This is a genomic window from Gemmobacter sp., from assembly GCF_016792925.1.
Lineage (GTDB): Bacteria > Pseudomonadota > Alphaproteobacteria > Rhodobacterales > Rhodobacteraceae > Gemmobacter.
Genome location: NZ_JAEULU010000243.1, coordinates 1 through 10,722 on the forward strand (window position 1 = coordinate 1; position 10,722 = coordinate 10,722).

General features: G+C 66.2%; 9 protein-coding genes and 2 pseudogenes. 2 read left to right on the plus strand and 9 right to left on the minus strand.

Going from position 1 to position 10,722, the window contains the following annotated elements:
- A pseudogene (locus tag JNN06_RS11485) lies at positions 1-194 on the plus strand (peptidase M23); the annotation flags it as partial.
- 57 nt (positions 195-251) lie between these two features.
- Here the strand turns inward: JNN06_RS11485 and rsmA are convergent.
- The 6 genes from rsmA to lptF all read right to left on the minus strand — a co-directional run bounded on the left by rsmA (position 252) and on the right by lptF (position 7,785).
- Entirely contained in the window at positions 252-1,097 is an 846-nt protein-coding gene (gene rsmA / locus JNN06_RS11490) for a 16S rRNA (adenine(1518)-N(6)/adenine(1519)-N(6))-dimethyltransferase RsmA (RefSeq protein ID WP_291239731.1), read from the minus strand.
- A gap of 63 nt (positions 1,098-1,160) precedes the next feature.
- Positions 1,161-2,132 (minus strand): 4-hydroxythreonine-4-phosphate dehydrogenase PdxA, encoded by a 972-nt coding sequence (gene pdxA, locus JNN06_RS11495; RefSeq protein WP_291239739.1) that lies wholly within the window; start codon positions 2,130-2,132, stop codon positions 1,161-1,163.
- A 10-nt stretch (positions 2,133-2,142) separates the two neighbouring features.
- Positions 2,143-3,354 (minus strand): peptidylprolyl isomerase, encoded by a 1,212-nt coding sequence (locus tag JNN06_RS11500; RefSeq protein WP_291239732.1) that lies wholly within the window; start codon positions 3,352-3,354, stop codon positions 2,143-2,145.
- Between the two features lie 62 nt (positions 3,355-3,416).
- Positions 3,417-5,579, minus strand: a complete 2,163-nt coding sequence (gene lptD / locus JNN06_RS11505) for an LPS assembly protein LptD (protein ID WP_291239733.1) — start codon at positions 5,577-5,579, stop codon at positions 3,417-3,419.
- Positions 5,579-6,673, minus strand: a complete 1,095-nt coding sequence (gene lptG, locus JNN06_RS11510) for an LPS export ABC transporter permease LptG (RefSeq protein ID WP_291239734.1) — start codon at positions 6,671-6,673, stop codon at positions 5,579-5,581. Before lptG ends, lptD begins: the two co-directional genes overlap by 1 nt.
- Positions 6,670-7,785, minus strand: coding sequence for an LPS export ABC transporter permease LptF (gene lptF / locus JNN06_RS11515; protein ID WP_291239735.1), 1,116 nt, complete (start codon positions 7,783-7,785; stop codon positions 6,670-6,672). The genes lptG and lptF overlap by 4 nt, the downstream gene beginning before the upstream one ends.
- Positions 7,786-7,935: 150 nt before the next feature.
- Here lptF and JNN06_RS11520 point away from each other — a divergent pair, with 150 nt between their 5' ends.
- On the plus strand, positions 7,936-8,637 hold the full coding sequence (locus JNN06_RS11520; protein WP_291239736.1) for a glutathione S-transferase N-terminal domain-containing protein: 702 nt from the start codon (positions 7,936-7,938) through the stop codon (positions 8,635-8,637).
- Between the two features lie 64 nt (positions 8,638-8,701).
- Here the strand turns inward: JNN06_RS11520 and JNN06_RS11525 are convergent, their stop codons facing one another.
- The 3 genes and pseudogenes from JNN06_RS11525 to JNN06_RS11535 all read right to left on the minus strand — a co-directional run.
- Positions 8,702-9,304 carry an inner membrane-spanning protein YciB gene (locus JNN06_RS11525; RefSeq protein WP_291239737.1) on the minus strand — a complete coding sequence of 201 codons (603 nt, stop codon included), beginning with the start codon at positions 9,302-9,304 and terminating at the stop codon, positions 8,702-8,704.
- A gap of 3 nt (positions 9,305-9,307) precedes the next feature.
- Positions 9,308-10,210, minus strand: a complete 903-nt coding sequence (locus JNN06_RS11530) for an EamA family transporter (protein ID WP_291239738.1) — start codon at positions 10,208-10,210, stop codon at positions 9,308-9,310.
- An 81-nt stretch (positions 10,211-10,291) separates the two neighbouring features.
- Positions 10,292-10,722: pseudogene (locus JNN06_RS11535) on the minus strand (signal recognition particle-docking protein FtsY); the annotation flags it as partial.

Here is a 10,722-nt window from a genome sequence, read left to right on the forward strand (position 1 = left end):
CGGCACCGGAGCTGACCGCGCCCCAGACGGCCGCTCAGCCCGCCGCGCAGGCCGAAACGGCTGTGGCCCCGCAGCCTGAATTGCCGCTGGCCAGCGAGGCCAAGCCCAAAGCCAGAAAGCCCGCAGCGCCGCGCAAACCCAAGGCGGAAAAGCCCAAGGCCGAACAGCCCGACTCGCCCGAGGCGGCAGAGTGACCCAAAGCAAACGGCCCGCCATCTGGCGGGCCGTTTCATTTTGACAGTGCGGCTAGCTCAAGCCTCGCCCGCCACCTGACGTGCCAAGGCGCAAAATCCCTCCAGCGAAATCTCCTCCGCCCGTGCCGTCGGCTCCAGCCCCGCCGCGCGCAGCTGGTCCTCGATCTGCGGCCCCAGGGCCTTCAGCGACGAACGCAACATCTTGCGCCGCTGGTTGAACGCCATGGCGATCACCCGGCTCAAGACCTTTTCGTTGGCCGGAAAGCGCGGGCCGGGCAGGCGGGTGATATGCACCACCGCCGAATGCACCTTGGGGGCCGGGGTAAAGGCCTCGGGCGGCAGATGCAGCACGATCCGCGCCTCGCAGCGCCACTGCGCCAGCAGCGCCAGCCGCCCGTAATGATCGCTGCGCGGCTTGGCCACGATGCGCTCGGCCACCTCTTTCTGGAACATCAGCGTCAGGCTGTCCCAGAAGGGCGGCCAGTTGTCCGGCGTCAACCAGCGCACCAGCAGCTCGGTGCCCACATTATAGGGCAGGTTCGCCACAACCCGGATCGGCGGGGTCAGATGCGCCAGAACATCCACCTCCAGCGCATCGCCATTGATGACATCGAGCTTTCCCGGATAGGCCGCCGCAATCTCGGCCAGCGCGGGCAGGCAGCGCGGGTCTTTCTCCACCGCCAGCACCCGCCGTGCGCCCTCGGCCAACAGCCCGCGCGTCAGGCCGCCGGGGCCAGGCCCCACTTCCAGCACATCGCAGCCCGACAGATCGCCCGCCTGCCGCGCGATCTTCGCGGTCAGGTTCAGATCCAGCAGGAAGTTCTGCCCCAACTGCTTTTTCGCCACCAGATCATGCGCCCGGATCACCTCGCGCAGCGGCGGCAAACCATCAATCGTCGCCATTCTCGCGGCTCCTGCTTTCAACCTGATCCAAATATCCCGGGGTCCGGGGCAGCGCCCCGGAGTTTACCGCAGGCGCGCGCTGGCCATCTCATGCGCCATGCGCAGCGCCGCCACAAGACTGTCTGCCATCGCCACGCCCTTGCCTGCGATGTCGAAGGCCGTGCCATGATCCGGCGAGGTGCGCACGAAGGGCAGGCCCAGGGTCACATTCACCCCGCCGTCAAAATCCAGCGTCTTGATCGGGATCAGCGCCTGATCATGATACATGCAGATCGCCACATCATATCCCGCGCGCGCGCGCGCGTGGAACAGCGTGTCGGCGGGCAGCGGCCCGCGAATGTCAAAGCCCTCGGCGGCCAGTTTCGCCACCACGGGGGCAATCAGGCTGGCATCCTCATGCCCCATGGCGCCGCCTTCGCCCGCATGGGGGTTCAGCCCGGCCACCACCATGCGCGGACGGGGCAGGCCGCAATCGCGCTGCAAGCCCGCCGCCGTGATGCGGATGACCTTTTCCAGCCCGGCCGCCGTCAGCGCGCGTGGCACATCGGCCAGCGGAATATGGATCGTCGCCGGCACCACCCGCAGCTTGGGCGAGGCCAGCATCATCACCACATCCTCGACCTGCGCCAGATAGGCCAGAAATTCCGTATGGCCGGGATGCACGAAGCCCGCGCCATCCTTCAAGGCCTTCTTGTGCAAAGGCGCGGTGCAGATGGCCGAGGCCTCGCCCCGCGTCACCAGATCGACGGCGCGGGCAATCACCTCGATCACCCCGCGCGCATTGGCATAGGTGATCTTGCCCGGCGTGGCCGGTGCGGCAAAGGGGTGCGGCAGCACCGGCAACACGCCCCCCGGCACCGAAAGCGCCTCGGCCGGGCGGGTGATCAGCCGATGCGGGCTGCCCTCGGGCAGGTGGCGCGGATCGCCCATCCAGAAGAAGGGCAGGCTGTCACCCAGCACGGCGCGCGCCTTCACGGCGATTTCGGGGCCAATGCCTGCGGGCTCGCCGCAGGTCAGCGCGATCGGAGCCAGCACCGCCATGGGATCACGGGGTCCGGATGATGGCATCGGCCTTCAGGCGGGCCAGATATTGATCGGCCATCTTTTCCATCTTCTGATTGACCAGCCGCACCCGCAGCCCCTCGCGGTCCACCGGGGTTTCCGAAACCGGCGCGCGGCTGCACAGCATCAGCAATTCCTGCGCCGCCCCCCGCGCGCGCATCACGCTTTCGCCGGGGTCCATGCGCGCCAGCGTCAGGCCGGTATCGGCCGGAATGGCCGACATCGCGGCCTTCTCGACCACCAGCTGATCGGCGGGCAGATCGGGCAGCAGGCCGTAAATATCCTTGCAGGTCTGCGCCTTGGTCTGCACCATCGCCATTTGCGCGGCGCTTTCGGCGGGCAGGGTCAGGCGGGCATATTCCACCTCGACCGGGGCGGCATCGGTCGGCTTGCCCTCGGTGATGGACCGCAGCTGGAACAGCGCCACCCCGCCGGGGATCGGCACTGGCGGCGAGACCTGACCGGGCGCCAGCGGCAGCACGACCGAGGAAATCTGCGGCGGCAGATTGGCCAGCGGCATGGCATCCAGCCGCCCGCCGCGCTGACGCGAGGCCGCCGCCGAGTAATTGGCCACCGCCGCCGCAAAGGCGCCCTCGCTGCGGATTTCGCGGCTCAGCCGTCGCGCGAGGTCCAGCGCCGCCTCCTCTTGCCCCGGCTGGGCGGGGATGATCAGCTCCGACACCGCGACGGTCAGGGCCATCTTGCGGGTCTCGGCCTCGATCGCGCGGTCGATCTCCTCATCGCTGACCTTGGCGTAATTGGCGAACTTGCCCCGCGCGATCTCGCGCCAGACCAGCCCCGAGGTCACGAAATCGCGGAAGGTTTCCGGCTCGACCCCGGCCTGACCCAAGGCCTTGATGAAATCATCCGCCGAAAGATTGGCGCGCGAGGCGAATTCTTCCATCCCCTTGCGCACATCCTCCTCTTTCAGGGTGACCTTGAAGCGCTTGGCCTCCTGCATGCGCAGCCGGTCATCCACCAACCCATCCAGCGCCACCTTGTCCAGATCGCCGGGCGCGCGCAGCAGTTGCAGGAACAGGCGGCGCTGCTGAAACTCGAACTCGGTGACCGCCTGATCATTGATCACCAGGCGCGGCGCGAACAGATTGTCCTGCGCAAAGCCGGGGCCGGGCAGCGCCATCGGCGCGGCAAGGGCAATCAGGCTGGCGGTCAGCAGGGGCAGGAAACGGGTCATCTTGCAGCGGTCTCTCTTGCAGGTCCGGCTTGTGGTCGTCAGGTGGGGCGATCTTTCCCGGCTCATCCGCGGCATCCCCGCGCCGGTCCGGCTTTTGCCGATCCGCCAAAGCCCAGCAGATCGACCGAGACCCCCACATTCGTGGTCGGCTTGACACTAGTCGAGGTCGTGAAGCGGCGCGAGAGGGAAAGATCGACGCGCAGGCATTCGTTGCGGAATTCCAGCCCCAGATCGCCCCGGTTCAGCCGGTCGGCCTCCATGTCATAGCGGCCAGAGACCCGGCCCGTCCAATTGCGGCCAAGGCCGTGGCGGCCATCCAGGAACAGCTCTTCGGTATCGGTGGCGCGGTTCTCGGCCGCATCGGCCTGCACCCAGACGTAAGAGGTGGAGAGGCCAAACTCGGCCCGGTCCATATCCAACCGCAGCTCGGCCTTGCTCAGCCCGTCGACATCATCCACCAGAAGCCGACCCGTGGCCGAAAGCCCCTCGGGAAAGCTGACCTGACTGGCCAGCAGCCAATCCGAGGTGGCGCCATCAAGGCCGGAGGCCGCCGAGAACTGGCCCTCATCGGAGGTGCGGAACACCCGACCGGCGGCAAAAGCCAATGACCAGCCCGCCGGATCAAACCGCGTCCAGCTGAGGCCGACATTCACCCGGTTGCCTTCCTCGCGCGCGTCCGAGCCGGAAAACCGCCCCAGCGAGAACAGGTTGCCCTCGTCAAACTCCACCAAGGCGCTGTCTTCATTGGGAATATCGGCATTGTCGGAAGGCGCCGCCACGAATTGCACCACCGGTTCGATCACATGGCTGGCGCCATCGGCGGTAGAGCCAACCCAAGGCCAGCGCAGCTCTGCCGCCGCCGCGCCATGGAGGCGGCTGATCGTGCCCTGATAGACCGCATCCTGCCGGATCGAGTAAATATCGGCGCTGCCTTCCCCCATCACCGTGCCCACAAGCCCCGGCCCGATGATCCAGTTGCGCCGCCAATCCAGCCGCAGCGACATGCGCGACAGATCGCGCCCATCGGCAATGCCATCGGCATCGGTGTCGCGCGGATCATCCGAGGCGCGGTAATGGCTGTGGGTCTGGAATTTCATCCCCGCCTCGCCGCCCAGCGGACCGCCGGAGAAACGGCGATGCCAGGTGAAATCGCCCACCAGTGTCGGCAAGGTGGCGTTGCTTTCAATGCCATTCCCGGTATCGCGGATCGAGCGGAAGGCGGAAAGCCGCCCCGAGATATACTCATTGCGCCGGGTTCGCGTCGCCTCGATCCGGCTTTCGATCCGGTCGGTATCCGAAATGCCGTAATCCACCAGATAAGAGGGATCGCTGACCGCCAGCCCCGAGAAACTGAGCGTAAAGCCATCGGGCAAGGCAAAGCTGCCCTTGGCCGCCAGATAGCCGCGATCCTCGCCGGGGCGGATGCGGTCGCGCGAGGTGGCGCCGCTGATCTCGACGGTGCCGGTCTGGAAGGCCTGCCGATAGGTCAGTTCCAGCGACTGCGCCGATTGGGTCGAAAGGTAAGGCGTCACCGTCAGATCGCGCGAGGGGCCCAGCGTGATGAAATAGGGCAGCTTCAACCCGGTGCCCAGTTCCGAAGTGGTGCGCAGGCGCGGCGACAGAAAGCCGGTGGCGCGATCCAGCGTCGGGTCGGGCATGCGCAATTGCGGGATATAGGCCACCGGAATGCCGACAAAGCGCAGCTGCGCGCCATCGAACCAAAGCTGGCGCTCCACCTGATCATGGATCACGCGTCTGGCGCGGATCTCCCAAAGCGGCGTGGGCGAGATGGCGCAGACCTCGCAGCTGGAGGCGACCGAGTCGGTCAGCTGCGTATAGCGCCCCTCGCTGCGCCAGATCTGCCGCGCTGCAATCTGCATCCGGCGATCCAGCACGATGCGGGCCGAGGTCATCAGCCCTTCGGTCAGATCGGCCGAAAGCGTCGCGGCCTCGGCGGTGATCAGGTTGCCCTCGGCATCGGTCACGGTGATCGGGCCGTCCAGCTCCAGCTTTTCGGCGCCGCGGTCATAGCGCAAACCCGCGGCGCGCAGGATCTGGCCGCGATAGCGCAGCTCGACCCCGCCGGTGGCATGGAGCAGGCTGTCGCCGGTCACGGTCACAATATCGGCTTGCAGCGAGGCCATATCCTGCGCGCGCAAGGCCAGCGGCGCGGCCAAGGGCAGCGCCGAAATCAGCAAGGTGGCGATCAGCCGCGAAAGGCGCATCAGCCCTCCTCCAGATGCAACAGCAGCGTCAGCGCCAGCAGCGCCGCCGCAACGGGCGGTGCCCAGGCGGCCACCACCACGGGCACTTGTCCGTTCTCGCCCAGAACTTGCGCGAAATTGCGCAGGAAGAAAATGGCAAACCCGCCCATCAGCGACAGCAGCACCAGAATTCCGGTGCCGCCGAAACGGGCATGGCGCATGGTAAAGCCCGCCGCCACCAGCACCATCGCGCTCATCAGCAGCGGCAGTGCCAGTTGCGTCTGCAACCAGACCTGATGATTGCGCGCGGTAAAGCCCGCCCGTTCCAGCCCGCGAATATAGCCCGGCAGCTCCCAGACCGGGATCGAGGAGGGCTTGCCGAAACTGTCGCGGATGGCCGCAGCCGTCAGATCGGAGGGCAACGCGCCTTTCGCGCTGGCCTCGGCCCCGGTTTCGGGGTTTTGCGCCAGCAGGCGCCAGCGCTTCACCTGCGCCAGCTCCCAGGCGCCGGGCACAAGGCGGGCGCTTTCCGCCTCGACCCGCTCTTGCGGCAGGCCCTCGCGGTCAAAGGTCAGGAAGGTCACGCCGAACAGCTCGGTCCCGTCGGCATTGGCGCGGGTGGCATGGATGACGGTTTGCGAACCATCGCCCCCCTGCCGCAGCCAAAGCCCGTCCTCCGAGACCGAAAGCACCCGCTCCGCCCCCTGGGCATAGGCGGCATAGCGCGCCTCATAGGCCTTGGACGTGGCCGCGACCAACGGGTTCAGCACCGCCACCGCCAACACGCCGAGGCCCAGCGAAACCGCAAGCGGCGCCAGCAGGAAGCGCAGGCCAGAGCGCCCCGCCGCCCGCACCACCACCAGCTCGGACGAGCGGGCAAAGCCCAGAAACATCGCAACCGCCGACAGGATCATGATCAACGGCAGGATGTTATACAGGCTTTCCGGCACGTTCAGCACCGAAAGCTCCAGCGCCTGCACAAGGCCGACCCCGCGCCCCGACAGGCGGCGCAGCTGATCCAGCATGTCGATCAGCATGAGGATGCCGAAAAACACCCCCAGCACCCGCAGGAACATCCAGAAAAACCGCCGCGCGATGTAAAGGCTCAGCGTCATGCCGCAGCCTCGCGTTTCAGGCGGCGCGGGCGCTGCGACAGCCACAGCAGAAGGCCCGACAGCACCAGCCCCACCAGCGGCGCCAGATAGACCAGGGGCCAGGCCCGCATGTCGCGCAAAGCCTGACCCGAGGCCCAGGTATGCACGGTTTGCAAGCCGATCAGCATCAGCACCGCCAGCCCGATCTGCCGCCACAGGCCAAAACGTGAAAACCCGCCCAGCAGCAGCGCCGAAAACCCGATCAGCGCCGCCGCCGTGGCCAGGAAGGGCATGGCGAAACGCAAATGCCCCTCGGCCAGAAAGGCCGCGCGATCCTCGCGGGTTTCGGTCAGCATGGCCGGGTCGGCGCGCAGCAGATCGGCGGTGGAAAGCTCGTCAATCGTGCGGCCGGGCAGGGCGCCCGCGTCGATCATCTGCCCCAGATCATAGGTGAAATCGGCAAACCGCGTGACCGAAAGGCGCTCCTTGACACCCAGATCCTGCACCATGCCGTCAAACATGATCAGCTTCGGCCCGCTGTCACCCCGCACCAGCAGCGCCCGGCTGGCGGTATAGGTGCGCCGCGCCTCGGGTTTGCGGTCATCGGCGAGGAACACATCCGTCAGCTCGCCCCGCTCGCTGATCCGCGCGATATACAGCGTGACGCCCTCGGTCGGGTGCATGAATTCCCCATCCGAGAGATAGCGCGCGGTGACATTCTCGCTCAGCTCGGCCGAGCGCGCAGCCAGCATGGCGCGGCTTGCAGGCACCAGCACATGCAGCAAAACCGCCATCATCAGTGCCACGCAAAGCCCGAAATACAAGACGGGCCGCGCCAGCCGGAACGAGGAAAACCCGGTCGCCTGCATCACCACCAGCTCGCTGTCGCCCATCAGACGGTTCACCGCGTAAACCGTTGCCGCAAAAGCCGAAATCGGCAGCACCAGCCGGATGACATTGGGCAGCGTCAGCAGCGAAAACTCCAGAAACACCAGCGCCGTCTGCCCGTCGCCGATCAGCTCGTCAAACAGGCCGACCGCACGGTTCACCCAATAGATCGCCACCAGCACCAGCGAGAAAAACCCAAACAGCGCCAGCAATTGCGACAGCAAATATCTGTCGAATCTGGACAAGCGGCACTCTCCCCTCTGGTTTCGCCGCGACACTAGCCGATTGCCGCCAGAGGGGAAAGGGCAGGCCGGCGCGCAGCCGGTCCGGGCGGCGCCGTCTTGCCTCTGGCGGGCTTTCGGCCATGATGGCGCCAGCAACAGAAGGTTCCCCCCATGACGCAACGCCCCATCGAGCTGCATTACTGGCCCACCCCCAATGGCCACAAGATCACCATCGCGCTGGAGGAATTGGGCCTGCCCTATGAGATCAGGCTGGTGAATATCGGCAAGGGCGCGCAATTCGCGCCCGATTTCCTGAAAATCGCGCCCAACAACCGGATGCCCGCGATTGTCGATCCCGATGGCCCCGATGGCGCGCCGATCGCGATCTTTGAAAGCGGGGCGATCCTGCAATATCTGGCGCGCAAGACCGGCCAGCTTTACGGCGCAACGGAACGCGCGCGGGTGGCGACCGATCAATGGCTGATGTGGCAGATGGGCGGCGTGGGGCCGATGGCAGGGCAGGCGCATCACTTCCTGAAATACGCGCCCCAGATGGACCCGCCGCAGGTGCTGCCCTATGCACAGGAACGCTACCGCCGCGAGGTCGGGCGGCTTTACGGCGTGCTGGATCGTCAGTTGCAGGGCCGCGCCTTCGTGACGGGCGACGCGCTCACCATCGCCGATATTGCCATCTGGCCCTGGGCGATGGGATGGGAGGGCCAGCAACAAACGCTGGACGACAAGCCAGATCTGAAGCGCTGGCTCGACACGCTGGCCGCCCGCCCGGCCTTCCAGCGCGGCCGCGCCGTCGCCGCCGAGGCCCGCCAGCCCGAGATGGACAAACAGGCGCTCGACACCCTGTTCAAACGCTGAAACGCAAAAAGGGGGGCGCGGCGCCCCCCCATTCACCTTGGCTCAAATATCCATATCCGACGGCTTACCCGCGCGGCTCCGCCTCGGAATAGGTCTCCAGCAGCTTGCCCTGCGACAGGAAAAAGGCAAACAGCGCGAAGGTCAGGCCGAAGGTCTTGAAATTCACCCAGGCCGCATCCGACATCAGGCGCCAGACCAGCTCATTCGCCAGGGCCAGCCCGGCAAAAAACAGCGTCAGGCGCCTCGTCAGGATCAGCCAGCCTTCCTCGCGCAGTGGCAAAGCCTCGTCCAGCACCGCCGAGAGATAGCTTTTGCCCCGCAAAAGGCCAAAGCCCAGCACGGCGGCGAAGATCAGATACAGCAATGTCGGCTTCATCTTGATGAACCGCTCGTCATTCAGCCAGACCGACAGCCCGCCCATCACCACCACCAGCACCAGTGTCAGCACCTGCATGCGCGACAGATGCCCGGTCAGCGCCCAAAGCACGCCCGTCGTCAGGCAGATCAGCACGACAAAGGCCGCCGTGGTGACGATGAAGCCGGAATATTCCGTGCCGCCAATCAGATAGGTCTGATCCTTCATCCGTCCGAACATGATGAAGAACAGCAGAACCGGCCCCAGTTCCAGCACCGACTTCAGGATCGGATTGATCTTTTTGCCTGCCATTTTCTAACGGCCTCCCCATTCCACCAGCACGGCGCCCGCCGCGATCACTGCCATCAAGCCCACCTGCACCCGGCCCGAGCGCTCGCCCAGCACCAGCCAGCCGATCAGCGCGGCAAAGACGGTCGAGGTCTCGCGCAGCACCGCCGCCTCGCCCACCTTGTCCAGCCTTGTGGCCAGCATGATGCCGCCGAAACTTGCAAATGCCACCAGCGCGCCGAAGACGCCGCGCCGCAGCAAGGGCAGAATGCCCTGAACGCCAAGCGCCCGCCAGCGCCGAAAGGTCAGCGCCGGCATCAAAACACTGTCAATCACGAAAAACCACGCCAGAAAGGTGAATGGGTCGGGCGATTGCCGGATGCCCCAGGCGTCATAGGTCGTATAGGCCGCGACCAGCAGCCCGGTCAGCGCCGCAAGGCCAAGGGCAGGTAGCAGCGTGTCGCGCCCGGCTTGCACATGCGCAAGGTTCCAGCCCGCAAGCGCCAGAATCCCGCCCGACAGGCAGGCCACGCCCAGCCATTGCCCCGGCGCGAAATGCTCGCCAAAGACCACCCCCGCCAGCACCACCGTCACCAGCGGCCCGGTGCCACGCACCACGGGGTACACCACCGTATAGGCGCCGCGATCATAGGCCGCGGCTTGCAGCAGCTTGTAAAGCGCATGGATGACAAAGACACCGGCCAGGATCGGCCACATCCGCGCCTCGGGCCAGGGCACGACGAACAGGGCGAAGGGCAGGGCGATCAGGCCATAGCTGGCATCAATCGCCGCGCGGCTGAGCCAGGGGTCATGCCTGCCCTTTTGCAGCGCGCCGAACAGCGCATGCAGCACGGCGGCCATCAGCGCGAGGGCCAGCGCAAGGTCATGGCCACCCTGGGTGCCCTCCAGCGAGATCAGCCAATCCGACATCACCCGAGACCTACCGTCGCCGGGGGGCTGTCTGCCCCCCGCACCCCCCGAGGATATTTTTGAACAGAAAATGGCATCAGGTCAGTCGGCAAGACCCACCAGGGCGTGGGCGAAATCTTGCGGATCGAAGGGCGAGAGGTCGTCGATCTGTTCGCCGACGCCAATGGCATGGATCGGCAAGCCGAACTTGTCGGCGAGCGAGACCAGCACGCCCCCCTTGGCAGTGCCATCGAGCTTGGTCATCACCAGGCCCGAGACATCGGCGATCTTGCGGAAGATCTCGACCTGCGCGACCGCGTTCTGGCCGGTGGTGGCATCCAGAACCAGCAAGGTGTTATGCGGCGCGGTCTCGTCCTTCTTGCGGATGACGCGGACGATTTTCGCCAGCTCCTCCATCAGGTCGGCGCGGTTTTGCAGGCGGCCCGCCGTGTCGATCAGCAGAAGGTCGGCGCCGGTTTCCTGCGCGCGGGTCATGGCGTCGAAAGCAAGGCTCGCCGGGTCGGAGCCTTCGG

What these genes read in the sequence shown, in the direction of transcription:
- rsmA (WP_291239731.1), bottom strand. Translation starts at nt 1,097, where the DNA reads ATGGCGACGATTGATGGTTTGCCGCCGCTGCGCGAGGTGATCCGGGCG.
- JNN06_RS11500 (WP_291239732.1), bottom strand. Translation starts at nt 3,354, where the DNA reads ATGACCCGTTTCCTGCCCCTGCTGACCGCCAGCCTGATTGCCCTTGCC.
- lptD (WP_291239733.1), bottom strand. Translation starts at nt 5,579, where the DNA reads ATGCGCCTTTCGCGGCTGATCGCCACCTTGCTGATTTCGGCGCTGCCC.
- lptG (WP_291239734.1), bottom strand. Translation starts at nt 6,673, where the DNA reads ATGACGCTGAGCCTTTACATCGCGCGGCGGTTTTTCTGGATGTTCCTG.
- JNN06_RS11520 (WP_291239736.1), top strand. Translation starts at nt 7,936, where the DNA reads ATGACGCAACGCCCCATCGAGCTGCATTACTGGCCCACCCCCAATGGC.
- JNN06_RS11525 (WP_291239737.1), bottom strand. Translation starts at nt 9,304, where the DNA reads ATGGCAGGCAAAAAGATCAATCCGATCCTGAAGTCGGTGCTGGAACTG.
- JNN06_RS11530 (WP_291239738.1), bottom strand. Translation starts at nt 10,210, where the DNA reads ATGTCGGATTGGCTGATCTCGCTGGAGGGCACCCAGGGTGGCCATGAC.